Source organism: Photobacterium sp. Ph5 (assembly GCF_022129445.1).
Taxonomy (GTDB): domain Bacteria; phylum Pseudomonadota; class Gammaproteobacteria; order Enterobacterales; family Vibrionaceae; genus Photobacterium.
This window is the reverse complement of sequence record NZ_JADQAQ010000030.1, coordinates 14,195-38,885: the sequence shown is the minus strand read 5'-3', so window position 1 is coordinate 38,885 and position 24,691 is coordinate 14,195. Positions and strand designations below refer to the sequence as shown.

The 24,691-nt window shown below is 41.6% G+C and carries 20 protein-coding genes; 13 read left to right on the top strand and 7 right to left on the bottom strand.

Translation table 11 applies throughout. The features are described 5' to 3' along the window. Nucleotides 1–32 precede the first annotated feature (32 nt). The 3 genes from I3259_RS12690 (at nt 33) to hldE (ending at nt 6,143) form a co-directional block, all read left to right on the top strand. Nucleotides 33–1,613: a methyl-accepting chemotaxis protein gene (locus I3259_RS12690; RefSeq protein ID WP_238029963.1), complete on the top strand. Its 1,581-nt coding sequence runs from the start codon at nt 33–35 to the stop codon at nt 1,611–1,613. A gap of 123 nt (nt 1,614–1,736) precedes the next feature. Then, nucleotides 1,737–4,634 carry a bifunctional [glutamate--ammonia ligase]-adenylyl-L-tyrosine phosphorylase/[glutamate--ammonia-ligase] adenylyltransferase gene (glnE, locus tag I3259_RS12685; protein WP_238029962.1) on the top strand — a complete coding sequence of 966 codons (2,898 nt, stop codon included), beginning with the start codon at nt 1,737–1,739 and terminating at the stop codon, nt 4,632–4,634. A 78-nt stretch (nt 4,635–4,712) separates the two neighbouring features. Beyond that, the gene (gene hldE / locus I3259_RS12680) at nt 4,713–6,143 is read left to right on the top strand and encodes a bifunctional D-glycero-beta-D-manno-heptose-7-phosphate kinase/D-glycero-beta-D-manno-heptose 1-phosphate adenylyltransferase HldE (protein WP_238029961.1); all 1,431 of its coding nucleotides are present in this window, start codon (nt 4,713–4,715) and stop codon (nt 6,141–6,143) included. An 82-nt stretch (nt 6,144–6,225) separates the two neighbouring features. Here the strand turns inward: hldE and tolC are convergent, their stop codons facing one another. Further along, nucleotides 6,226–7,515, bottom strand: coding sequence for an outer membrane channel protein TolC (gene tolC / locus I3259_RS12675; RefSeq protein WP_238029960.1), 1,290 nt, complete (start codon nt 7,513–7,515; stop codon nt 6,226–6,228). Between the two features lie 320 nt (nt 7,516–7,835). On the opposite strand from tolC, the gene nudF reads away from it, so the two are divergent. The 8 genes from nudF (at nt 7,836) to idi (ending at nt 16,348) form a co-directional block, all read left to right on the top strand. Next, the gene (gene nudF / locus I3259_RS12670) at nt 7,836–8,459 is read left to right on the top strand and encodes an ADP-ribose diphosphatase (protein WP_238029977.1); all 624 of its coding nucleotides are present in this window, start codon (nt 7,836–7,838) and stop codon (nt 8,457–8,459) included. A 38-nt stretch (nt 8,460–8,497) separates the two neighbouring features. Next, on the top strand, nt 8,498–8,926 hold the full coding sequence (locus I3259_RS12665; RefSeq protein WP_255721244.1) for a DUF1249 family protein: 429 nt from the start codon (nt 8,498–8,500) through the stop codon (nt 8,924–8,926). Between the two features lie 38 nt (nt 8,927–8,964). Beyond that, nucleotides 8,965–9,789 carry a 3',5'-cyclic-AMP phosphodiesterase gene (gene cpdA / locus I3259_RS12660; protein WP_238029959.1) on the top strand — a complete coding sequence of 275 codons (825 nt, stop codon included), beginning with the start codon at nt 8,965–8,967 and terminating at the stop codon, nt 9,787–9,789. Next, complete coding sequence (gene yqiA / locus I3259_RS12655) at nt 9,789–10,367, top strand: esterase YqiA (protein WP_238029958.1); 579 nt, start codon at nt 9,789–9,791, stop codon at nt 10,365–10,367. Before cpdA ends, yqiA begins: the two co-directional genes overlap by 1 nt. A 214-nt stretch (nt 10,368–10,581) precedes the next feature. Further along, nucleotides 10,582–12,465 (top strand): DNA topoisomerase IV subunit B, encoded by a 1,884-nt coding sequence (gene parE, locus I3259_RS12650; RefSeq protein ID WP_105059453.1) that lies wholly within the window; start codon nt 10,582–10,584, stop codon nt 12,463–12,465. Between the two features lie 73 nt (nt 12,466–12,538). Beyond that, on the top strand, nt 12,539–14,815 hold the full coding sequence (gene parC, locus I3259_RS12645; protein WP_238029957.1) for a DNA topoisomerase IV subunit A: 2,277 nt from the start codon (nt 12,539–12,541) through the stop codon (nt 14,813–14,815). Between the two features lie 173 nt (nt 14,816–14,988). After that, on the top strand, nt 14,989–15,714 hold the full coding sequence (locus tag I3259_RS12640) for a 1-acylglycerol-3-phosphate O-acyltransferase (protein ID WP_238029956.1): 726 nt from the start codon (nt 14,989–14,991) through the stop codon (nt 15,712–15,714). 109 nt (nt 15,715–15,823) lie between these two features. Further along, the gene (idi, locus tag I3259_RS12635) at nt 15,824–16,348 is read left to right on the top strand and encodes an isopentenyl-diphosphate Delta-isomerase (RefSeq protein ID WP_238029955.1); all 525 of its coding nucleotides are present in this window, start codon (nt 15,824–15,826) and stop codon (nt 16,346–16,348) included. A gap of 97 nt (nt 16,349–16,445) precedes the next feature. Here the strand turns inward: idi and I3259_RS12630 are convergent, their stop codons facing one another. From I3259_RS12630 to I3259_RS12610, 5 genes are all read right to left on the bottom strand, one after another. After that, on the bottom strand, nt 16,446–16,832 hold the full coding sequence (locus tag I3259_RS12630) for a RidA family protein (RefSeq protein ID WP_238029954.1): 387 nt from the start codon (nt 16,830–16,832) through the stop codon (nt 16,446–16,448). 109 nt (nt 16,833–16,941) lie between these two features. Then, complete coding sequence (locus I3259_RS12625; protein WP_238029953.1) at nt 16,942–17,433, bottom strand: arginine repressor; 492 nt, start codon at nt 17,431–17,433, stop codon at nt 16,942–16,944. Nucleotides 17,434–17,652: 219 nt separating this feature from the next. Next, the gene (gene pyrI / locus I3259_RS12620) at nt 17,653–18,120 is read right to left on the bottom strand and encodes an aspartate carbamoyltransferase regulatory subunit (RefSeq protein ID WP_238029952.1); all 468 of its coding nucleotides are present in this window, start codon (nt 18,118–18,120) and stop codon (nt 17,653–17,655) included. A 15-nt stretch (nt 18,121–18,135) separates the two neighbouring features. Next, a complete protein-coding gene (pyrB, locus tag I3259_RS12615) occupies nt 18,136–19,065 on the bottom strand; it encodes an aspartate carbamoyltransferase (RefSeq protein ID WP_238029951.1) in 930 nt (309 codons plus the stop codon). A 271-nt stretch (nt 19,066–19,336) separates the two neighbouring features. Further along, nucleotides 19,337–20,347: an ornithine carbamoyltransferase gene (locus I3259_RS12610; RefSeq protein WP_238029950.1), complete on the bottom strand. Its 1,011-nt coding sequence runs from the start codon at nt 20,345–20,347 to the stop codon at nt 19,337–19,339. Nucleotides 20,348–20,650: 303 nt separating this feature from the next. Here I3259_RS12610 and rraB point away from each other — a divergent pair, with 303 nt between their 5' ends. Beyond that, entirely contained in the window at nt 20,651–21,049 is a 399-nt protein-coding gene (rraB, locus tag I3259_RS12605; RefSeq protein ID WP_238029949.1) for a ribonuclease E inhibitor RraB, read from the top strand. A gap of 194 nt (nt 21,050–21,243) precedes the next feature. After that, the gene (locus tag I3259_RS12600) at nt 21,244–23,676 is read left to right on the top strand and encodes a glycoside hydrolase family 2 protein (RefSeq protein ID WP_238029948.1); all 2,433 of its coding nucleotides are present in this window, start codon (nt 21,244–21,246) and stop codon (nt 23,674–23,676) included. Nucleotides 23,677–23,745: 69 nt separating this feature from the next. On the opposite strand, the gene I3259_RS12595 is transcribed toward I3259_RS12600, so the two are convergent. Then, nucleotides 23,746–24,651 (bottom strand): helix-turn-helix domain-containing GNAT family N-acetyltransferase, encoded by a 906-nt coding sequence (locus I3259_RS12595; protein WP_238029947.1) that lies wholly within the window; start codon nt 24,649–24,651, stop codon nt 23,746–23,748. Nucleotides 24,652–24,691: the final 40 nt, after the last annotated feature.

The window sequence follows — 24,691 nt, the reverse complement described above, 5'->3', positions numbered from 1 at the left end:
AGGTATGTATGAGGGGCAGATGGAGGATCCAAATGGCAACGATGCACTTTTCATCATGGGAAAAAGGACTAACAAATATCCGTCTTGTGCCCAAATTGATCCTATTAATGGTATTTAGTACGGTACTGCTACTTGGAAAACAGTTATGGGATGCCCAAACATTTTATTCTGCTGTCTCGCAAATCCAACAAGATCGCGCTAAAGAACAAGCTATTTCACATGCTAATTTATTGAAAAAATTGGATCAAGCAGATGCCGGCATAACAAAGCTTTTTCTTAATCAAACTTCTGCTCAAGATGCGTATGTTTATATTATTGATCGTAAAAGTGGCAAGGTAGTTGGGCATCCATCAGTAACGAAACTCGCTCAACTCAATGCAATGACATCAGAAAATCAATCTTTATCTGCTTTACTTTCTCAATTAACGATGTCTTCTCCATTAACGTTAGATCAAGGGCGTTATGAATATGCAGAATTACTTCCCCAGCGTGATTTAGTGGTCGTGGGCTCTCAGTCAACTCAAGTTGCTAAAAACTATTACTATCAATATTTATGGCAAATTGTATGGCAAACTGGGATCATGATCCTTGCCTTTATAGTGCTGCTACTGGGTGGTTCAAGGATTATGCTACGTCAAATTAATTACTTAAAACAAAGTATTAAAAATTTGGCACAACGTAATTTAATTGAGCCGGTTCAGATGGATTGCCGTGATGAGTTTGGTGATTTAGCACGTGAATTAGAAACGGCACGCTTTCAGTTACAGGAAGTCTTGCAAGCTCAACGTGCAGCGGCGAGCGAGCTTTCGAGTCTTTCAGATATTATGTCAATTAGTATGGTAGAGACGAAAGCGTCGGCACAAGAAGAATTTGCTGAGATTGATCAATTAGCTTCGGCGATGTCAGAAATGACTTCTACGGTACAAACCGTCGCTGAACACGCAAGGCAAGCTTCTGATGCTACAGTTGGAACATCAGAACAAGCCGCGCAAGGGCAAGAATTTGTAGGTAAAACAATGAGCACCATTAATCAGCTTTCTGGCGATATTCGTCAATCAGCCGATGCGGTTAATCAGGTCGAAGCACGTGTTGAGAAGATCAGCACAGTGATTGTGACGATCCAAAGTATCTCAGAGCAAACCAATTTACTGGCCCTGAACGCTGCGATTGAAGCCGCACGCGCAGGAGATGCAGGACGCGGTTTTGCTGTTGTTGCCGATGAAGTACGTAATTTGGCGCAACGGACACAAACTGCAACGGTTGAAATTCAAGAGATGATCAGTCAATTACAACAAAGTGCTCAGCAAGCTGTAGGGTTGATGGAGCAAAGCGTTGAAGAAGCGGCAGAAGGGGTCGATTTGGTAACCAGTGCTGGCGATGAATTAGAAAAAATTGTCGCGCAAGTTAAATTAATTAATGATATGAATTTCCATATTGCAACCGCGGCAGAGCAGCAAACAACGGTTGCTGATGAGATGAACCAGAATTTAACCAATGTACGAGAGTTGGTAGAAGCGTCGGTAACAGTGGTAACTGAACTCGCCGAAACGTCAGATACCATGCATCAACATGCCAATGAATTAGAAACAAAAATTAAGGCATTTCAGGTGTAATGCAGCATCTCATGTAATGAGATAATCGGTAATGTACAAAATTATAACGCCCATCATTTGATGGGCGTTTTTCTATGCTAATGTAGAAACAATTCTGTCAGATTACTTGTTCAAGGAAAGCACATGACTGTAGAAAAGAGCGCTTTTTTTCCTAATGTTTCTCGTTTTACTTCTCTGGCTGATGCCGCTGATCTTGCTATTCAAAAACTTGCCGAACATCACCCTGAAGCATTAGTGCAATGGCAGGGACAAGATAGAGAAGAACTGCGTTCAGTTTTAGGCTTAAGTGATTTTATTTTTTCGTCATTAGTGCAAGATCCTGAATGGCTAACTTGGCTACTGCATCATCGTCAGCATGTTGAATCGATTGATTACCGCCTGTGCTTATCTGAGCAGTTAAATGATGTAAAAGATGAAAACCAATTAATGCATGTGTTAAGGCAATTTCGTCGTCGACAAATGTGTCTTATTGCTTGGCATGACTTTACCAATGTTGTTCCATTAGAGCAGAGTTTAGAGGCTTTATCACTGCTTGCTGAAGCGTTGATTATGGAAGCGTACCATTGGTTATATCGTCAATGTTGTGCTGATTGGGGCACACCAATGAACGCAAGCGGTGAAGCTCAGCCTATGTTGGTATTAGGAATGGGTAAACTGGGTGGTGGAGAGCTAAACTTTTCTTCTGATATCGATCTTATTTTTACCTATCCAGAAAATGGTGAAACGCAAGGTGGGCGTCGAAGTCTTGCTAATGCGCAGTTCTTTACCCGATTAGGACAGAAGTTGATTAAAGCGTTAGATCAACAAACTTATGATGGCTTTTGTTATCGCGTTGATATGCGTTTACGTCCTTTTGGCGACAGTGGCCCATTGGTGATGAGCTATGCAGCCCTTGAAGATTATTACCAAGAGCAAGGACGTGATTGGGAACGTTATGCGATGATCAAAGCGCGCGTTATGGGAAGAGAAAGCTTTAGCCAGTACCAAGAATTACGTCAAATGTTACGCCCCTTTGTTTTTCGTCGTTATATCGACTTCAGTGCTGTACAAGCTTTGCGTCGAATGAAAGCGATGATCAGTAGTGAAGTAAGACGTCGAGGACTTAGCAATAATATTAAATTAGGCGCCGGTGGGATCCGAGAAGTTGAATTTATTGCCCAGTCGTTTCAGTTGATCCGTGGTGGACGTGAACCGAGTCTGCGAGGACGAGGATTATTGCCAACCTTATCAGCGATGAATGAATTAGGTTTATTGCCCTCACAAGATGTGGCTGTGTTACAAGATGGCTATTGTTTCTTGCGCCGTTTAGAGAATTTACTCCAAGCAATCGACGATAAACAAACGCAAACGTTACCAGATAAAGCACTTGATCAAGCGCGTTTAGCGTGTGCAATGGGATATGCTGATTGGGCTGCTTTACTGCAAGATGTTGAATCACATATGTCTGCTATTCACTTGATTTTTGAAGATATCATCGGTGTGGAAGAGCAAGATGATCAAGCAAGTGTCGATGCCCAATACCATGAAATGTGGGCAATGGTACTCAATTACGAAGTTCTACTCGCGATCCTTACTGAATTAAATGAGCCAGCATCAATTGAGTTAGCAGAGCACTTAATTGGTTTTAAAGCTGAGTTGTCTAAACGTACATTGGGCCCCCGTGGGCGCGAAGTGTTAGCTCGCCTAATGCCCGAAGTGTTATCGCAAGTTGTGATGCGAGATGATGCGACTCAACTGTTACCGCGTTTAACTAAACTGATCATTCGGATCGCAACACGTACCACTTATCTTGAGCTATTGGTTGAACACCCAGCCGCTTTACAGCAATTGATTCGACTTTGTGCTGCAAGCCCTATGGTTGCGGATCAACTGGCGTTATATCCACTTTTATTAGATGAATTACTCGATCCACAGCACCTTTATAAGCCGACAGAGCTCACCAGTTATAAAGACGAACTGCGTGAATATCTTGCTCGTATTCCAGAAGAAGATATGGAGCAGCAAATGGAGGCGATTCGACAGTTTAAACAAGTGCAGTTATTGAAAATTGCAGCGGCTGACATTGCAGGCATTTTACCTGTGATGAAGGTTAGTGATCACTTAACTTATTTAGCTGAAGCGATTGTTGCAGCTGTAGTGAACCAAGCATGGTTACAAATTGCTCAGAAATATGGTGAGCCGAGCCATTTAGTTGAACGACAGGGTAAAGGGTTTGGTGTTGTGGGCTATGGCAAAGTTGGTGGTTGGGAGCTTGGTTATGGCTCTGATCTTGATTTGGTCTTTATGCATGATTGCCCTGATAATGTTTATACCAACGGCCTTAAAGAAATAGATGGCCGTCAATTTTATTTACGTCTAGCGCAACGGATCATTCACCTATTTTCAACTCGAACCGCATCAGGCGTGTTATATGAGGTTGATATGCGGTTACGTCCATCTGGTGCTTCAGGGTTATTGGTCAGTACCGTCACCGCGTTTGCTGATTATCAGCAGCAAGATGCGTGGACATGGGAGCATCAGGCGCTTGTTCGTGCTCGCATGATTTATGGTGATCAACAACTGCAACACGCTTTTGCTGATGTTCGTCAGCAGATATTATCAATTCCTCGCAAACGAAATGAATTAGCCAAAGCCGTTGTCGAGATGCGCCATAAAATGCGTGATCATTTAGGTAAGAAAAAAGCGGGAATGTTTGGTTTAAAACAAGATAAAGGTGGGATCACCGATATTGAATTTCTCGCCCAATTTCTTGTGTTAGCGAATGCTGCTGAGCAACCTGACGTAACCCGTTGGTCTGATAATATCCGTATATTTTCATCGATGATACAAGAAGGCATCATTTCCGCTGAGGATGCAAAATTACTCCAGCATGCTTACTGTGAAATGCGTAATGAAACACATAAGCTTAATTTATTAGGATTAGATGCGTATGTATCCGATGAACAATTTGTTGAGCTACGAGAAAATGTTGAAGTGATCTGGCAGAAAATTTTAGAGCCAATCAATATTGATGATAATTAACGGAATAACATTGTCCTGATGCATCTTGATTTTTGTTTATGCTAGTATTTGAGCGTTTTCACATTCCCGGAGAAAAAAATGAAACTGACCCTTCCTGATTATAACCAAGCCGGTGTATTGATCGTTGGTGATGTCATGCTAGACCGTTATTGGACTGGTCCTACAGGGCGTATATCGCCAGAAGCGCCAGTACCTGTTGTTAAGGTTGATCAGATAGAAGATCGCCCGGGTGGTGCCGCGAACGTTGCAATGAATATTGCAGCATTAGGTGGACATGCAAAATTGATTGGTTTAACCGGTGTAGATGAGCCTGCAAAAGTATTAGCAGAGAAATTATCTTCTTTAAATATCCGTTGTGATTTTGTATCGTTTCCTGATTATCCAACTATTACCAAACTACGAGTGATGAGCCGTGGTCAGCAATTGGTTCGCCTAGACTTTGAAGAAGGTTTTCATAACGTTGATCCAGCACCAATTATGGCATGCATGAAGCAATCATTAACGGATGTGAAAGCCGTCATTTTATCTGATTATGCGAAAGGTGTATTAGAGCACGTCCAAGGTATGATCCAATTAGCGCGCGAAGCAAATGTGCCTGTGTTAATTGATCCAAAAGGTTCGGATTTTGAACGTTACCGTGGTGCTACGCTACTTACACCGAACTTATCTGAGTTTGAAGCGGTAGTAGGTAAAGTCACGTCAGATGAAGACTTAGTCGAGAAAGGTTTATCCCTTATTGAAAAGTTTGATTTTGAAGCCTTGTTAGTCACTCGCTCTGAGCATGGTATGACGTTACTTGAAAAAGGCAGTGAGCCTTTACATATGCCAACGCAAGCGCAAGAAGTGTATGACGTAACAGGTGCTGGTGATACGGTGATTTCAGTGCTTGCTGCTTCATTGTCTGCAGGTAAATCGTTATCAGATGCTTGTAAATTAGCCAATGCTGCGGCTGGTGTCGTTGTTGCGAAACTGGGCACATCAACGCTATCTACTATTGAATTAACGGATGCCATTCACGGCAGTCAGGACAGTGGTTTTGGTGTAATTTCCGAGCCTCAATTAATTCAAGCCGTAAAATCAGCACGTGCACGTGGTGAAACGGTAGTTATGACGAATGGTTGTTTTGATATTTTACATGCAGGTCACGTTGCTTATTTAACTGAAGCTGCAAAATTAGGCGATCGTTTAATTGTGGCTGTGAACTCTGATAGCTCAGTGAAAGGCTTAAAAGGTCCTGGTCGTCCCGTAAATCCAGAAGATCGTCGTATGGCTGTATTGGCGGGCCTTGGCGCTGTTGATTGGGTGGTACCGTTTACTGAAGAAACACCACAACGTTTGATCAGTGAAGTGCTGCCGAGCATTTTGGTTAAAGGTGGCGATTATAAACCAGAAGAAATTGCTGGTGGTAAAGAAGTTGTAGCGGCTGGTGGTCAAGTACTGGTACTTAACTTTGAAGATGGTTGCTCAACGTCAAAAATCATTGAAGCGATCCGTGGTGGTCGTGGTTAAAATTGTCGGTATAGAGAAACTACTCTCTTATGACAGACAATAAAAAAGCGCCGAAAGGCGCTTTTTTATTGTTATCAAAGGATTAGTTTCTTACTAAGCCTTTATTGATATCAATAATATCTTGTTCACTCAGAGTACCTACCGCTTGTTTTAGCTGTAGTTGAGCCAGAATATAATCATAACGTGAATTCGCTAACTGACTATTGGCTTGGTAAAGGCGGCGTGTTGAATCTAATACGTCGACGATAGTACGAGTACCGACATCAAAACCTGCTTCTGTTGCTTCTAATGCTGATTTTGCAGAAATTACAGATTGTTGGTAAGCATGAATAGCACCAATTTGTGCATTGATGTTGTTGTAGTAATTACGGACATCTTTCACAACGGTACGGTATTGACCTTCAAGCTCTTCACTTGCTGCAACATAACCATATTGTGCTTGTTTGACTTTAGATGACGTATCTCCACCACTATAAACTGGGAGATCCATTTTAATACCAGCAGTTAGTGTACCTTCATCTGGACTTATTGATGCTGTTTTATCGTAGCTATAGCCTGTAGTAAATGACAGTGTTGGTAAGTGACCAGATTCTGCTAGTGAAATATTATCACGTGAAATATCTTGGCCGATACGAGAGGCTAGTAAGGTAAGGTTCTCAGTTTGTGCTGTCTTTACCAGTGCATCGGCGGCTTGCGGTAATTTACTTGCAGCAAACGTCTTTGTATTTAACGCATCAAGAGAGGTATATTCTTGACCGGTGATTTCACGTAGTGCTTCATAGCTATTTTCAACAGCGTTTTGTTTTATAATCACGTTTGCGAGTACGCTATCATATTGTGCTTGTGCATCATGTACATCTGTAATCGCAGATAGACCTACTTCAAAGCGTTGCTTCATTTGCTCAAGTTGACGACCTACTGCCGCTTTTTCAGCTTCAACAAATTTCAAATCATCTTTTGCTTTCAATACATCAAAATAAGCTTGTGATACGCGAAGGATAAGTCCTTGCTGTTGTACTGCATAAGCCGCATCACTTTGACGCGCTTGTTTTTCAGCAATATCTAATCCAACCCAGCTAGCACGGTTATAGATAGATTGATCTAGCCCGATACCTGCATTGAATCCATCTTGTTTATCTTTAGCATCTAGATGAAAGGTATTGTAACCCGCAGTTAAGTTAATTTGTGGTAGCAATACACTGCGAGATGAGTTGATTGCTTCAAATGCTGCATCTTTATCTGCCGCGGCTTTTAGAAGTTGTGGATCATTTTGTTTTGCTTGCTGATAAATTTGAGCGAGATCATCAGCAAGAGCTGATTGACTTAGTGAGCCAAATGCAAGGCTGATAACGATTGGAAGCAATTTTTTCATGGATGCCTTTCCTGGTCTTGCTGACAAAAATGGAAGCTAAAATTAAAGTATAAGGTGTAGTTTACCTTAACATGCCTTGCTTGAAACTGATCATTGCAAAAATTTACGCAAATATTGTCGTTTATTTTTCATCTATAGTGGTTTTAATTTAGGCTGTCATCAATTTAATTTAAAAAAAAATGTAATCTTTATTAGCTTTGTTGAAGTAAATCATTGCTGATAACTTGATTGAATGAAAAGATAGCTAACCTTCTCTGTTTGATATGATTATCTGTTAATTATTGCGAGCTAGCGCACTTTATTTATATAAGAGAATAATGATGAGCCAAAATGAGAAAAATCCACTGCAATTTTGTGTGGATGATGTGAAAATTGAGGCGAAAGACATTGTCTACAATGGCTTTTTTAAAATGGTGAAATACCGTTTTCGTCATAAACTATTTGCTGGTGGATGGAGTGAAACGGTCAGTCGAGAAATGTTTGAACGTGGACATGCTGCCGCATTATTACCTTATGATCCTGTCACTGATGAAGTGGTTTTAATTGAACAATTTCGTGTTGGTGCAATGGCTGCAGGGTGCGAGCCTTGGCAGTTAGAAATTGTAGCGGGTATGATTGATCACCAAGATGAATCTGCAGAAGATGTCGTTAAACGAGAAGCCGTTGAAGAGGCAGGGGTAACAGTCACAAAGCTGAAAAAAGTGACACGTTATTTATCCAGCTCTGGTGGGTGCTCTGAAATGCTGGATATCTTTGTTGGTATTGTTGATAGCACAACAGCGAGTGGTATTCATGGTCTAGCCGAAGAAAGTGAAGATATTCGCGTTCATGTTGTTTCAAGAACGCAAGCCTATCAGTGGGTAGAATCTGGTAAAATTGAAAATGCAGCCTCGATTATTGCCTTACAGTGGTTACAGCTCCATTATTCACAGTTACAAAAATAGGCGAATAAAAGGTTATAACTATTTAAAGGATTTTATCATTGAACTCTCGATATTCTGTCGATTTATCAAGCCTAATGCGCTTGTACGAAACCAATTATGCTAAGTTGCTCCCGTTATTACCTCGTAGTGACGAAGTAGGTGATGAAAGGTTTTATCGGGTATGTGATGATATATATCGCTTAAAAATCATTGAATCCACACGTTATACCACGATGATTTCTCTAGAATTAGAGAGCGTTCAAGATGTTGTCGATTATTTATCGCCAGTGTTAACGGTAAGGCTTTATCATGATGCTAAAGTCGCAGAAGTGTGTTCCGCCCAACAGATTTCTCGTTTAAAGCCAATATATGATTATCCTAACTTGCGTATGCATCAGAAAGATGAGAAACATCAAGTAAATCGTTTTTTAGGCGATTGGTTAAACCATTGTTTACGTCGTGGGATCAGTAACCAATCGGTTTGTTAATTGTTTTTGATTGATTAAAAGACAAGGTTTTTGACGTTTTGCAGACCTATTCGCTGCCACAGACGAACCCTGATAGTGTGGTTCTTCTTCAAATTACAGACACTCATTTGTTTGCCAATGAATCGGGCGCTTTGCTTGGTGTGGCAACTCAACAGAGCTTTCATGCCGTACTTAATGCGGTAGATGCTTCTGCGCGTAAATTTGATGCAATTGTTGCTACGGGAGATATTTCCCAAGATCACACTCCTGATTCTTACCAACGTTTTGCTGAAGGCATTGCTCGTTGGGAACAACCGTGTTTTTGGTTACCGGGTAATCACGATTACCAACCAACAATGGCATCAATATTACCTTCTGAACAAATTAAAGATTGTGAACAAGTATTGGTCGGTGAGCATTGGCAAGTTGTATTACTTGATAGTCAAGTTGCTGGTGTTCCACATGGTGAATTATCTCATCACCAATTAGCATTACTTGATCATGCTTTATCACTATATCCTGAGCGACATGCTTTAGTATTACTCCATCATCATCCGTTACCCGCAGGAAGCGCATGGCTTGATCAGCATCAATTACACAATAGTGATGCACTATGGCAGGTCATTGATAAACATACGCAAGTTAACGCTATTTTATGCGGTCATATTCACCAAGAGTTAGATCGTATTCATCGCGGTGTTAGAGTGCTAGCGACACCTTCGACGTGTATTCAATTTCTTCCTGATTCTGATGATTTTGCATTAGATCAAGAAACCCCTGGTTGGCGTTATTTAGAATTAACTGCGGCAGGAGATATTATTACTCACGTTGAGCGCCTTGAAGGTAATGTATTCCAACCAACTTTTGATTCCGCAGGGTATTAATGCCATCACTACTTATTTACTTACACGGCTTTAATAGCTCGCCACAATCACTGAAAGCTCAGCAAATGGCGCAGTATTGTGCAGCATATCGACCTGATATTAAGGTTGTGATGCCGCAATTACCTAGCTATCCTGAAGAGGCGCAGGTTTATCTTGAACAGTTACTTCTTCGCTTTAAAGATGACTATAAGATAGGTTTAGTAGGAAGTTCATTAGGTGGGTATTTATGTACTTGGTTAAGTGAACGATTTGCTTTACCTGCGGTATTAATTAATCCGGCAGTAAAACCTTATGAGTTGTTGGTTAACTATTTAGGGGCACAGCAGAACCCATATAGTGGTGAAAGTTATGTACTTGTTCCTCAGCATATGGCGCAATTACAGCAACTGGATGTGGCGACAATACATGCTCCACAACGTTTTTGGGTGTTATTACAAGAAGGTGATGAAGTATTAGATTATCGCCAATCCATGATGAAATATGCTGAATCAAAATTGACTGTTGAACCTAATGGGGATCATAGTTTTGTGAATTTTGAACGATTTCCTGCGTCAATTATCCAATTCTTAGAAATATAACTGGTAGAATGCTGCCATGTTTAGCATTCGCGAGTGACGCTATGTCGCGATATGTTTTCTGATATTACTTATATTTCTATGACATGTTCTATCTGATGTTCTTGTAAATAGCATCATTACTCACAGTCGTGAGCCTTCATGTTTCCCAGAACTTGACATATAGCGCTGGGTTACTGACTATTATTTTCAAAACTTTCCCGTAAATTTCCGTGATATGACAGATCAAAGCTATAACGCTGGAGCCATTGAGGTTCTTAATGGCCTTGAGCCAGTACGCCGCCGTCCGGGTATGTATACCGACACGGCTCGACCTAACCACTTAGGTCAAGAAGTTATCGATAACAGTGTCGATGAAGCATTGGCTGGACATGCCCGAAAAGTTGAAGTGATCCTTCATGCCGATCAATCATTAGAAGTGGTTGATGATGGTCGTGGTATGCCGGTTGATATTCACCCTGAAGAGGGCGTCTCTGGGGTTGAACTTATCTTATGTAAGCTTCACGCAGGTGGTAAGTTTTCTGGTAAAAACTACCAATTTTCAGGTGGTTTACACGGGGTAGGTATCTCGGTAGTAAACGCCCTTTCTAAGCGTGTTGAAGTCACGGTAAAACGTGATGGTCAAGTGTATCAAATTGCGTTTGAAAATGGCGATAAGGTCTCAGAGCTTGAAGTGATAGGCACGTGTGGCCGTCGCGCAAAAGGCACACGCGTTCACTTTTGGCCTGATCCAAAATATTTCGACAGTGCCAAGTTCTCCGTTTCTCGCCTAAAGAGCAATTTAAAAGCTAAAGCAGTGTTATGCCCTGGTTTAGAAATTGTATTCACCAATAAAATCACCGATGAAACAATTCGTTGGTGCTATGAAGATGGCTTAAAAGACTATCTTGCTGAAGGTGTAAAAGGGTATACATTACTGCCAGAAGAACCATTTACTGGCGTGTTCAGTTCGCAAACAGAAGCCGCTGATTGGGCGCTGTTATGGCTACCTGAGGGTGGTGAATTGATCACTGAAAGTTATGTTAACTTGATCCCCACAGCGCAAGGGGGTACTCACGTTAACGGTTTACGCCAAGGCTTATTAGATGCGATGCGTGAATTTTGTGAGTTCCGTAATCTATTGCCGCGTGGTGTGAAATTAACGGCTGATGACATTTGGGATCGTTGTGCATATGTCCTGTCGGTAAAAATCCAAGATCCACAATTTGCCGGTCAAACCAAAGAACGTTTATCGTCGCGTCAATGTGCGGCGTTTGTTTCTGGTGTGGTGAAAGATGCCTTTAGCTTATGGCTTAATGAACGTCCACAATTAGCTGAGCAACTAGCAGAAGTCTGTATAGCGAATGCCCATCGTCGTATGCGTGCAAGCAAAAAAGTGGTACGTAAGAAAATTGCATCAGGCCCAGCACTGCCTGGTAAATTAGCGGACTGTTCACAACAAGATCTTAATCGCACTGAATTATTCCTTGTCGAGGGTGACTCGGCGGGCGGCTCGGCGAAACAGGCTCGTGATCGTATGTTCCAAGCGATCATGCCACTTCGCGGTAAGATCTTAAATACGTGGGAAGTGTCAGCCGATCAAGTGCTTGCCTCTCAAGAAGTACATGATATTTCAGTCGCACTTGGTATTGATCCAGATAGTGATGATTTAAGTGGGCTACGCTACGGTAAGATCTGCGTACTTGCGGATGCGGACTCCGATGGTCTTCACATTGCTACCTTGTTGTGTGCGTTATTTATGAAGCACTTTGAAACCTTAGTACGTGCAGGACATGTGTTTATTGCAATGCCTCCGTTGTACCGTATCGACTTGGGTAAAGAAGTGTACTACGCCCTCGATGAGGCTGAGAAAAACAGTATTCTTGATCGCCTAAAAGGTAAGCGTGGCAAAGTTAACGTACAGCGATTTAAAGGTCTGGGTGAGATGAACCCATTGCAATTGCGTGAAACGACCATGGATCCGAATACTCGCCGTTTAGTGCAGTTAACGATTGATGACGACAGTGAAACCAACGAAATGATGGACATGCTGCTTGGTAAGAAGCGTGCTGAAGATCGTCGTCACTGGTTGCAAAGCAAAGGCGATATGGCTGAAGTGTGATCAGCTTTTTACTCTATTTCATCTGTTAGTGATAACTGGCAGATAAGCAAAATTAAAGACGGATTATCTAACGATGACTGATGTCTCAATGGATGGCGTTGAACAGCTTCCTCTTAGGAAGTTTACTGAAGACGCTTATTTAAATTACTCCATGTATGTAATCATGGATCGTGCTTTACCGTTTATCGGTGATGGTCTTAAACCTGTACAGCGACGTATTATTTATGCGATGTCTGAGCTGGGTTTAAGTGCAACGGCAAAATATAAAAAATCAGCCCGTACTGTGGGTGATGTATTAGGTAAATATCACCCTCATGGTGATTCTGCCTGTTATGAAGCCATGGTATTAATGGCACAGCCTTTCTCTTACCGTTATCCGTTAGTTGACGGTCAAGGTAACTGGGGTGCGCCAGATGATCCAAAGTCGTTTGCTGCGATGCGTTATACCGAATCACGTTTATCACGTTTTTCTGAAGTATTGCTGTCTGAGTTAGGCCAAGGTACCGCAGATTGGGTACCGAACTTTGACGGTACAATGCAAGAGCCTAAGATGTTACCTGCACGTTTGCCACATATTTTGCTTAATGGTGTAACGGGTATTGCTGTTGGTATGGCAACTGATATTCCACCGCACAATGCGCGTGAAGTTGCCAATGCTGCAGTACACATGATTGAAAATCCAAAGGCGGATCTTGATGCGCTAATGGAGTTTGTTCAAGGCCCTGATTACCCAACTGAAGCGGAAATCATTACCTCTAAGGCTGACTTAAAGAAAGTCTATAAGAGTGGTCGAGGCAGCATTAGAATGCGCGCGGTTTGGCACAAAGAAAACGGTGATATTGTTATTACCGCATTGCCACACCAAACGTCAGGTGCAAAACTGCTTGAGCAAATCGCTAGCCAAATGCGTGCGAAGAAATTGCCAATGGTTGAGGATTTACGTGATGAATCTGATCACGAAAATCCAACTCGTATTGTGATAGTGCCACGCTCTAACCGCATTGATTGCGAGCAGCTGATGAATCACCTGTTTGCTTCAACAGATCTTGAAAAGAGCTTCCGTGCGAACTTGAACATGCTGGGCCTAGATGGTCGTCCACAGGTTAAAGGTTTAGTGCAGATTATTGCTGAATGGCTGGAATATCGCCGTACAACAGTACGTCGTCGTTTACAGTACCGTTTAGATAAAGTGAATGCACGCTTACATATCTTAGAAGGTTTACTGGCCGCTTACCTTAACATTGATGAAGTGATTGAGATCATCCGTAATGAGGAAGATCCAAAATCAGAATTCATGTCACGTTTTGGCTTATCAGCGATTCAAGCAGACGCCATTTTAGAAATTAAACTGCGTCAGTTAGCCAAGCTTGAAGAAATTAAGATCCGTGCTGAGCAAGACGAATTAGCCAAAGAGCGTGAGCAACTAGAAAAGTTACTTGGCTCTGAGCGTCGCTTAAATACTTTAATTAAGAAAGAAATTCTCGCGGATGCTGAAAAGTACGGTGATGATCGCCGCTCGCCATTAGTTGAACGAGAAGAAGCGAAAGCACTAACTGAGCGTGATTTAATTCCAAGTGAAGCGATCACCGTTGTGCTATCAGAGAAAGGTTGGATCCGTCATGCTAAAGGTCATGAAGTAGATCCAAGCACACTAAATTATAAGTCGGGTGATAGTTACCTTGCGCATGCTCGCGGTAAGAGTAATCAGCCTGCGATTTTCTTAGGCTCTGATGGACGTAGTTATGCATTAGAATCACATAGCTTGCCATCTGCACGAAGCCAAGGTGAACCAATAACGGGGCGTTTGAATTTAACTCCTGGCACAAATATGCGCCAAGTGTTAATGGCAGAAGATGATCAAATTTGGTTAATGGCATCGGATGCAGGTTACGGATTTATCTGTAAGAGCACAGATATGGTATCGAAAAATAAGAGTGGTAAAGCCTTATTAACAGTACCTGAAAATGCCGCAGTGCTGCCGCCACAACCTGTTACGGATATTGAGAATGATCAGATTTTAGCCATTACCAATGAAGGTCGAATGTTATTGTTCCCAATTAAAGATTTACCGCAATTGGGTAAAGGTAAGGGTAACAAGATTATCAACATTCCATCTGCACGTTCAAAAGCGCGTGAAGAATTCTTGTCGTACTTAACGGTAATTAGTGCTGATACCCATGTCACCTTATATGCGGGTAAACGTAAGCTAGGCTTGAAACCGTCGGATCTCGATAATTTCCGCGGTGAGCGTGGACGCCGAGGAGCGATGTTACCTCGAGGTCTACAGCGAGTGACACGCATGGAGATTGATTCACCAAACGAGCAATCTTCTGATATTCCGTCGGAATAGTTATTTCTGATGAGCTATTCAAGGCCCTCAAATTGAGGGCTTTTTTGATCTAAGTTGTGCGTATCGTTTCTATTGATAAGCGAATAACAAGTGAGTAAAGAATACACATAAAACGTGTATTTTCTCTTGCTGTGAGTATACTAGCGAACGCTTGTACGCTGAGGAGAGCTAGAATGATTTTTGTTTTGCGGATATTTGCTATCGCAATTTTTGCTATTGTGACGTTTATTTTTGGTTGCGGATATTGTTTATTAAGCCCACGTAACCCTAAACACGTTTATACCTTTGGACGTTTGTTTAGCAAAATGTCACGTGTACTTGGGATTAAATTAGAGTTTCGATACGCAGAAGGTGCTGAAAAAGTAGGCTCAGCGATATATATTGCGAACCACCAGAATAATTATGATCTTTTTACGGTTTCTGGTGCAATCATGCCTCGCACCGTTACCGTGGGTAAAAAGAGCTTAGTATGGTTACCGTTATTTGGTCAACTATACTGGATCACGGGCAATATCTTAATTGATCGTGCAAACCGCAGTAAAGCGGTGGGTACTATAGGTCAAGTTGTCGATAAAATTAAACAAAACAAAGTTTCAGTGTGGATGTTCCCTGAAGGCACTCGCTCTCGCGGTCGTGGTTTATTGCCGTTTAAAACCGGTGCTTTCCATGCTGCAATTGGAGCGAATGTTCCTGTTGTACCGATTGTTTGTAGTTCAACTGATCATGTCAGGTTAAATCGCTGGGATAACGGTGTAGTGATCGTAGAAGTGATGAAGCCGATTTCAACGGACGGCTTAACAAAAGAAGATGTTCGCAGCCTCTCTAGTCGTTGTCATGATGTTATGGCAGAAAAATTAGCAGAGCTTAATGCTGAAGCGAGTGATCGTAGTAAACGCTAATTTATTTGTTTCGTAAGTATTAATAAACAAGGACATGTTTATCACATGTCCTTGTTTTATTTTAACCCCTGAATATCAGGGGGTAATTTTATAACAGTAGTAAAGAGTGATGACTGAAGAATATGTAGTCTTGGTTGATAGCCAAGGTGAATATCAAGGCTTACAAGAGAAAATGGCAGCGCATAAACAAGGTGCTTTGCATTTGGCTTTTTCGGTTTTGTTGTATCGAAATACCACGTCTGGTCGTGAATACTTACTTCATCAACGCGCGTTGCACAAATATCATAGTGGTGGGTTGTGGACTAACACGTGTTGTTCACACCCTCGCCAAAGTGAGTCGATAGAGCAAGCTGGGATCCGACGTTTAGCTGAAGAAATGGGGATCACGCAAGTGACTTCGTTGTCTGATATAGGTCACTTCTGCTATTACGCAGAGCTTGATAATCAACTGTTTGAGCATGAGCTCGATCATGTGTTGGTGGCTGATGTTGGCGAGATAAAGATTGTTCCTAACGCTGATGAAGTGATGGACTATCGCTGGTGGTCTGAAGAGATGATTAAACAAACGTTAAAGACCCAGCCTGAGTTATTTACGGCATGGTTTAGCCAAGTGTTTGCTTTTGCCACTAAGTAATTAGCGTTGTTTATTAATAAAAAAGCTGCTAACGAGATTCTGTTAGCAGCTTTTTTTATGGCAAATTAAGGCGTAATTAAACGACTATTACCAACCATTATTTACGAACAGCAATTGCTTCGATTTCAATTTTTACATCTTTAGGTAAACGTGCAACTTCAACACAAGAGCGTGCTGGGTAAGGTGCGTTATGTTCATCAAAGAAGCGACCATACACTTCGTTAACAGCAGCAAAGTCATTTAGATCTTTAACAAAAACAGTCATCTTAACAATGTCTGAAACCTGAAGACCTGAAGATTCCACTACAGCTTTTACATTGTCTAAAGATTGGCGAGCTTGCGCTGCGATATCTTCTGGCACTTCACCTGTTGCTGGATTTACAGGGATCTGACCTGAAGTTAGCACCATATTACCAAGATCAACACCTTGTACGTATGGACCGATTGCAGCAGGAGCTTGCTCTGTATGAAGAACCTTAGTCATTATTTACCCTTACTTATATTTGATTGTTATAGCAGAAGTCATATGTCACGCTATCTTATTGGTAATGTTATGGGGGCAAAGTAGAAAGATTCAAGTTGATTAGAACGTTTTATATCATCCCCAAACTTAAGCAAACGGCTTTTTCACAATCACTTATCCGATCAATATTACAAGGTGCAACCATAATAGTGTCATTGCCTGCAATGGTTCCTAAAATCTCTTTGTGAGGGTGAAGATCAATGATCCTTGCGATGAGTTGCGCAGAGCCCGGATGGGTTTTAACCACAATCACTAATTTATTATGAGTAACAAACTCAATTTGTGAAGCGATCTCAGAATCAATATGCGTAGGATTGGTGGTTTCAGTAAAACAATAGACTCGCTTACCATAGACATTCGGTATTTTTATTATTTTGAGTTTAGTGAGTAGACGCGAAACAGTAGATTGACTGATATCATCAAACCCCTCCTTAATTAAAGCGTCGCGGATATTGTCTTGAGTTGAAAAATTGTGCTTTTGTAATAATCGTTTACAGACGGCGGTCATATTTTCTTCGCAATAATGACTGATGATTGTGTGTGGGGATTCATGCCCATTCATGGACAGCTCCTTGTTATTTTTATGCATTTGATTGGTTTAATACTGCAAGAATAATCACGTGTGGTGATATTTGATGCGAAGAGGGTAGCAGGTAATAAGAATAAGAGACTTGATGATTATCATTAAATAATAATGCGTTAGTGGTATTTATTGTTGTTATATAAATCACATAAAAGGATAAAGCCCGTTATAGAAGCTAACGGGCAGTGTTAATAAAAGTTATGCGCTACACTCAGTGACAATCTCACGAGAGAAAACTTTTTCGCAATATTTACATTTAAGTTGGATATCTGCTTTTTTAGTCAGTACCTTAAAGCCACTATTTACCGGCTCGCCGTGTGAAATACAGTTAGTGTTTGGACATTTAAATACAGCACTAATAAAGTCAGGCAATGACAGGTTAAGTTTTTTTACTACTTCATAATTTTCAATTTGGTTAACAGTGGCTTTTGGTGCATACAATGCCAGCTGGTTAGCTTGATCTTCATTGATAAAGACGTTTTCAATCTTGATCAGATCTTTTGCACCAAGGGCTGATGAAGGCAGATTTAAACCAATCGTCACTCGTTGGTTTGAGTTATCCATACTAAATAGTTTAAGTACCTTGATACCCACATGTGCAGGGATATGGTCGATAACAGTGCCGTTTTTGATTGCTTCAACTTTAAGTTGGGTTTCTTTAGACATGATCATCGCTCCTGCTTATAAGGTTTCGTTAAGAACTAGGGCTAATAGTGCCTGACGTGCGTAAACACCATTTTCTGCTTGTTGGAAGAAGTAAGCATGCTTGGTTTTATCAACATCCACGGTAATTTCATCTACACGAGGTAGCGGATGCAGCACTTTTAAGTTGTCACGTGCCCCTTCTAGCATCTTCGCTGTTAAAATATAAGCTGCCTTCATATGTGCGTATTCTGATTCATCAAAACGCTCTTTTTGTACTCGCGTCATATAAAGAATATCAAGCTCAGGGATCACATCTTCCATATCACTATGAAGGCTATAAGCAATACCTGCTTCATCGAGCTCTTCACAAATATAGTCAGGCATAGCGAGAACTTCAGGGGCAATAAAGAAGAACTTCACGTTCTCAAATTTAGATAAGGCTTGGGTTAGCGAGTGAACCGTGCGGCCATATTTTAAGTCGCCAACAAAAGCGATATTAATGTTATCTAACGTGCCTTGGGTTTCGTAGATGGTGAACAGATCTAAAAGGGTCTGCGTTGGGTGTTGGTTTGCGCCATCACCACCATTGATAACTGGTACGCCATTGGAAAATTCAGACGCCAAGCGAGCTGCGCCTTCTTGAGGGTGACGCATAACGAAAGCGTCAACATATGAAGTAATCACTTGAACGGAATCAGAGAGCGTTTCGCCTTTATTCGCTAGAGACGTATTACCTGCGCTATCAAACCCCACCACAGTACCGCCTAAACGTTGAATGGCGGTTTCAAATGATAGTCGGGTACGGGTTGATGGTTCAAAGAAGCAACTTGCAATCACTTTGTTTTTTAGCAGTTCAGGATTAGGATCTGCTTTCAATTGTCCTGCGGTTTGGATAATTAATTCAAGCTCTGCGCGACTAAGCTCTGGGATGGAAATAATATGCTTTTTAAACAGCGAATTAGCCATGGCTTCTTTCCCTCAAAATAAAATAAATAACGCTCAATACGGCATTCACCGTGATCCTTGCCGATTTACAGACAAAAAAAAGCCTCCTTAATAAAAGGAGGCTTTTTTAGAAAAATAGAAACACGAACCTGCGTTAAAAAGCGGTGACGATAATTCAGTAGTGGAGTTATTGTCAGGTTCATCTTTTGGCTCGTGTTCGACAAATTGGCAAGGATTATACCGTCATTTTTAAGTGACGCAAGCGTTTGCGAAAACTATCAACAGGCATCTATTAATGCCCTAGTGTTGCAACCATGACTGCTTTAATGGTGTGCATACGATTCTCAGCTTCATCAAAAACAATCGAATGTTTGGATTCAATGACTTCATCGGTGACTTCAACGCCTTGGGCAAGCTCAGGGTATTCTTGTGCGAGCTCTTTACCAATTGTGGTATCTTCGCCATGGAAAGCAGGTAAGCAATGCATAAATTTCACATGTGGATTACCCGTTGCTTTCAGTAAGTCCATATTGACTTGATAAGGTAGCATTAACTGAATACGCTCAGCCCATGCTTCTTTTGCTTCGCCCATTGAAACCCATACATCGGTATATAAAAAGTCACATCCTTGAACGCCTTCTTGCACATTTTCTGTGAGAGTGATTTTCGCGCCTGTTTCTAATGCAATGTCACGACATTGTGCCACTAACTCGTCTTCAGGCCAGAATGCTTTTGGCGCAACGAGACGAATATCCATCCCCATTTTTGCCGCTCCAACGAGCAATGAATTTCCCATGTTATTACGTGCATCACCTAAATAAGCAAAGGTGATTTCATGGAGTTGCTTGCCACGACCATGCTCTTGCATCGTAAGAAAATCAGCTAAAATTTGAGTCGGGTGGAATTCATCGGTCAAGCCATTCCAAACAGGTACTCCAGCGTATTGCCCCAACTCTTCAACAACGGCTTGACCAAAGCCGCGGTATTCAATGCCATCATACATACGACCCAATACACGTGCGGTGTCTTTCATTGATTCTTTGTGGCCGATTTGTGAGCCTGATGGGCCAAGATATGTCACCTTTGCACCTTGATCAAAAGCTGCCACTTCAAATGCGCAACGGGTACGGGTCGATGATTTTTCAAAGATAAGTGCAATATTCTTTCCGCTTAAGCGTGGCTGCTCGTAACCATTGTATTTAGCTTTTTTTAATTCAGCAGATAAATCGAGAAGGTGTTGAATTTCTCGTGGAGTGAAATCTAATAATTTAAGGAAGTTACGGTTACGAAGATTAAAAGCCATGATAGTTCCCTCTTTCATTTTAAAATGTTTCTAACCGAATACCCCTTGTTGTGACTAGGTTGCTAGATATTCGTTAATGTTGCTTTATGTTTATCTTATTATTACTTCATTGTGAATAGCTGCGCGCTTATTATGCAATATTATTTGGTTTACTTGGCTTTTCTAACCGTAATAAGAAGGCCGAGTGTAAACAGTAAAAATTACGTTAATACTAATTATCTGTGCTTATCACTAACATGTGGTAATTGATGGCAAACCATGCGATATTTGCCAGCAAATTGATTCCACAGTCGGAGTGAACCCATGTCTTATGCAGAACTGATCGAAGAGCAAAAAGAAGAAACACGCGAAATTATTGCCGCGTTACTTGAAGATGGCAGTGAGCCAGATGCTCTTTATACGATTGAGCACCACTTTTCAGCAGATACGTTTGAAGAGTTAGAAGGTGCTGCTGTAGAAGCCTTTAAACTTGGTTTTGAAGTTTTAGAAGCAGAAGAGCTTGAGCTAGATCCAGAAGATGGTGGCGGTAAAGTTGTTTGTTTCGATGCTGTAATGGAATCTGCACTTAACGCTGAGTTGATTGACGAACAAGCAGAAAAGTTAATCAAACTTGCTGAAAAGCACAATATCGATTATGACGGTTGGGGTACTTACTTCGAGTCTGATGAAGATGATGAAGAAGAGTACGAAGACGAAGAATAATCGTAAAAAATCAGATTGAATAATTAAAAGCCGGCATTTTGCTGGCTTTTTCTCCTTTTAGCCGTGGTTATTGGTCTTTTTATGTTTTGAGATGATCAAACCTTAATCGCGATCACAGCGCACTAGTAAAAATTGCGTAAATTTATTTGTTTTATTATCAAGCTAACTGAGTGCGCTCAGTGCTGGAGTTATTGATGACAATTTCGCTTAATGGTCAATGGCAGTTAACCTGTGTGCAACGAGCGGCACTACAAGATCTTCATATTGAATTACCTGGCGATGTACATTCTGCGCTTTATACTGCGGGTGAGATCCCTGATCCATATTGGGCGACCAATGAGAAGAAAGTTCAGTGGGTCGGTGAGTGTGATTGGGTTGTTAGTCGATTGTTTGAGTTAACCGAAGATCAGTTAGCTTGTAATGCGATGGATTTGGTGATGGATCACTTAGATACCGTTGCCGAGATCCGTGTAAATGGTCATACCGTGGCTGATTTTAATAATATGTTCATGCGCCATAAAGTGGATGTATTAAGTTGCCTTCAAGCGGGTAGTAATCGTATTGAGATTGTCTTACATCGCGCTGATTTGGCTGCGAAAAAACGTGCTGATAAACTGCCATTTCCGGTGCCGTGGGCGGAGGGGAATAATCAAATCCCTCATATGAACACCTTGCGTAAAACGCAATGTCATGCTGGTTGGGACTGGGGGATTTGCCTATCTGTTCTTGGTGTTTACGGTGATATTGAGCTGAAGCCGATTGAGCATGTTCGTATTAGCCATATTAGCACTAAACAAAACTGGTTAGAGCAAGAGTGTGAGTTGTCTGTCACGCTTAACTATGAGGTGGTATCCGAGAAAGGTTTAGCAACGGCAGCTGTTACGTTTGATGATCAAACTTTTCATTTGACGCTTGATCGTGATGCGACCAAAACATGTGTTTTGTTCCGTATTAGTGAGCCTCGTCGTTGGTGGCCTGTTGGTTACGGAAAACAGCGTTTATATAATCTTAAAGTTGAAGCTGACGGTAGTAAAATAAATAAAAAGATAGGATTGCGTAAACTTGAGTTGATCACTGAAGATGATGAACAGGGGCAAAGCATGGTCTTTAAAGTCAACGATGTTGAAATTTCAGCATTGGGGGCTAACTGGATCCCTATGGATGCAATGCCTGCACGTATGACGGATCAACGTTACCGTTCCTTACTGGAAGATGCTGTTGCTGCTAACATGAATATGATCCGTGTTTGGGGCGGTGGTATGTATGAAAAAGATATCTTCTATGAGTTGTGTGATGAGCTCGGGATCATGGTATGGCAAGATTTGATGTTTGCTTGTGCGCTGTACCCCTCAACACCTGATTTTGTAGCTGAAGTAAAACAGGAAGTTGAATACCAAGTCCGCCGATTAAAAGATCATGCAAGTCTAGCCTTATGGTGTGGTGACAACGAAGTGATAGGTGCGATTAGTTGGTACCCGGAATCACGTCAAAACCGCGAAAAATATCTTGTTAATTATGATCGCTTAAACCGTGTATTAGCTGAAGTGGTTGAAAAAGAAGATCCTTCTCGTCGCTTTTGGGCGAGTTCGCCGTGTAATGGTGAGTTAGATTTTGGCGATGCATGGCACGATGATAAACGTGGCGATATGCATTTCTGGGATGTATGGCATTCAGGTAAAGATTTTGAAGCCTATCAAACTGTCACGCCACGTTTTTGCTCTGAATTTGGTTTTCAATCATGGCCGTCACTCCCAACAGTGAAGACGTTTGCTCCTGAGCAAGATTGGAATATCACGTCACCAAGTTTTGAATGTCATCAGAAAAATAGCCGTGGTAATTCTATTATCACTGAAATGTTTACCCGCTATTTCCGCTTCCCTAATGGTTTCGTCAATATGTTGTACCTATCGCAAGTACAACAAGCGATGGCGATTAAAACGGCAGCAGAATATTGGCGTGCTCATAAGCCGACAAACCGTGGCATTTTATTCTGGCAATTGAATGATTGCTGGCCTGTAAGTTCTTGGTCTTCGCTAGAATATAGTGGTCGTTGGAAACAGTTGCATTATCATACCCGACGTTTCTTTGCGCCTCAGATGGCGACTTTTATCCGTGACGAACAAGGGGTAAAACTGCACTTGGTTAATGATGGTCGTAATAGTGCAGAAATCAAAGGTGAAGTGGTATGGCAGAGTTGGGAAGGCGAGATTTTATATCGTGAACCTATTTCAGAGTTCCTTGAACCTGATTGCACGAAAGTGGTGTGGGAATGGTTAAACGAGGATCTTGATGGTCACGAGACTGAAGGCTTCTTCCATGTGCATTTACGTAACGGCGATAAATTGATTGAAAACACATGGTTCCCAGCTAAGCCTAAAGAATGTGAATTAGAAGATCCTGATTTACGTTTTGAAGTTGCTGAAATGAACGGTGAAATATCAGTGATGCTGAGTAGCAGCAAACCTGCTTTCTATGTTCATTTGGAATTTGAAGGGGAAGGTCGCTTTGAAGATTCAAGCTTCACGCTCGTCCCTGAGCACCAACGCCGAATTAAATACATTGGCTCAGCCAGTTATGATGAAGTTGCGCAAGGCTTACGTGTTTATCATTTAAAGCAAAGCTACTAATACATTATATTGTTTTAAAAGAGCCTGCTGAGAGAGTCTCTGAGCAGGCTTTTTATTATCTATTAGGAGTTAGAAGGTTTTAAGCATGTGAATTTCACATACACTGTGGCCTGTATTACCTAGCGCAGTTGGAATATCGACAAAGCCTAGAGATTGATAGAGTTTCACTGCTTCTTTTAATACCTCTGTGGTTTCTAAATAGCACCCCTTAAAGCCGTTTTCTCGGGCAAACTTTAATGCTTTAACGGTTAATACTCGTGCTAATCCCTTACCTCTGAGCTCTGGTAAAAAGAAGACTTTTTGCAGTTCACTCCACTGTGCATCTCCTGCTAATGGTGCTATACCGCCACAGCCTAAAATACGATTTTTTTTTTCTATCACCCAATAACGACTTTTCGGTAATTGGTAATGCTGGCAGAGATCATCAAGATGAGGATCCGCAACGCTAAAGCCTTTATCTGGGGTTAATCCATATTCAGCTGAAACACGACGAATAAGCGCAGCAACGGCGGCATTATCTAAAGGCGTGATTTCTCTTAGTACGTATCCCTGTTGATGCTCTGTGATTGTCAAAGCTTTATGGTAACGGCATAAACTTGTTTCTAACTGCTCTATTTCATCTTGATCCAGTTGATCTAAAATCGTTTGGGTATCTTGATCAAGCTGGTGGTGAAGAGTGGTGAGTGTTTGAATACCCTTGGGTGTCAACTGAGAGAGTTGGCTACGTTTATCGTTAGGGTTCGGGATCGAATTAATGAGTCCTTGATTGAGCAACATCGCAAGATTACGGCTGGCATTGGATTTATCAACTCGTAAACGCTCCGCCATTTGATTAACGGTACAAGGCCCTTGTTCGAGTTCAATCAAAGTGTGGGCTTGCACTGGGGTAAGGGCGAGTTGGCCACATTGACTATTTAACATGCCGAGTTGACGGACTAATTGGCGCGAGAGCTGACGAAGTTGTTGGGGCTGCATAATCCGTCCTTGAATTTAATTGCACTACGCAATTAAATTA

What these genes read in the sequence shown, in the direction of transcription:
- I3259_RS12690 (WP_238029963.1), top strand. Translation starts at nt 33, where the DNA reads ATGGCAACGATGCACTTTTCATCATGGGAAAAAGGACTAACAAATATC.
- glnE (WP_238029962.1), top strand. Translation starts at nt 1,737, where the DNA reads ATGACTGTAGAAAAGAGCGCTTTTTTTCCTAATGTTTCTCGTTTTACT.
- hldE (WP_238029961.1), top strand. Translation starts at nt 4,713, where the DNA reads ATGAAACTGACCCTTCCTGATTATAACCAAGCCGGTGTATTGATCGTT.
- tolC (WP_238029960.1), bottom strand. Translation starts at nt 7,515, where the DNA reads ATGAAAAAATTGCTTCCAATCGTTATCAGCCTTGCATTTGGCTCACTA.
- nudF (WP_238029977.1), top strand. Translation starts at nt 7,836, where the DNA reads ATGAGCCAAAATGAGAAAAATCCACTGCAATTTTGTGTGGATGATGTG.
- yqiA (WP_238029958.1), top strand. Translation starts at nt 9,789, where the DNA reads ATGCCATCACTACTTATTTACTTACACGGCTTTAATAGCTCGCCACAA.
- parE (WP_105059453.1), top strand. Translation starts at nt 10,582, where the DNA reads ATGACAGATCAAAGCTATAACGCTGGAGCCATTGAGGTTCTTAATGGC.
- parC (WP_238029957.1), top strand. Translation starts at nt 12,539, where the DNA reads ATGACTGATGTCTCAATGGATGGCGTTGAACAGCTTCCTCTTAGGAAG.
- I3259_RS12640 (WP_238029956.1), top strand. Translation starts at nt 14,989, where the DNA reads ATGATTTTTGTTTTGCGGATATTTGCTATCGCAATTTTTGCTATTGTG.
- idi (WP_238029955.1), top strand. Translation starts at nt 15,824, where the DNA reads ATGACTGAAGAATATGTAGTCTTGGTTGATAGCCAAGGTGAATATCAA.
- I3259_RS12630 (WP_238029954.1), bottom strand. Translation starts at nt 16,832, where the DNA reads ATGACTAAGGTTCTTCATACAGAGCAAGCTCCTGCTGCAATCGGTCCA.
- I3259_RS12625 (WP_238029953.1), bottom strand. Translation starts at nt 17,433, where the DNA reads ATGAATGGGCATGAATCCCCACACACAATCATCAGTCATTATTGCGAA.
- pyrI (WP_238029952.1), bottom strand. Translation starts at nt 18,120, where the DNA reads ATGTCTAAAGAAACCCAACTTAAAGTTGAAGCAATCAAAAACGGCACT.
- pyrB (WP_238029951.1), bottom strand. Translation starts at nt 19,065, where the DNA reads ATGGCTAATTCGCTGTTTAAAAAGCATATTATTTCCATCCCAGAGCTT.
- I3259_RS12610 (WP_238029950.1), bottom strand. Translation starts at nt 20,347, where the DNA reads ATGGCTTTTAATCTTCGTAACCGTAACTTCCTTAAATTATTAGATTTC.
- rraB (WP_238029949.1), top strand. Translation starts at nt 20,651, where the DNA reads ATGTCTTATGCAGAACTGATCGAAGAGCAAAAAGAAGAAACACGCGAA.
- I3259_RS12600 (WP_238029948.1), top strand. Translation starts at nt 21,244, where the DNA reads ATGACAATTTCGCTTAATGGTCAATGGCAGTTAACCTGTGTGCAACGA.
- I3259_RS12595 (WP_238029947.1), bottom strand. Translation starts at nt 24,651, where the DNA reads ATGCAGCCCCAACAACTTCGTCAGCTCTCGCGCCAATTAGTCCGTCAA.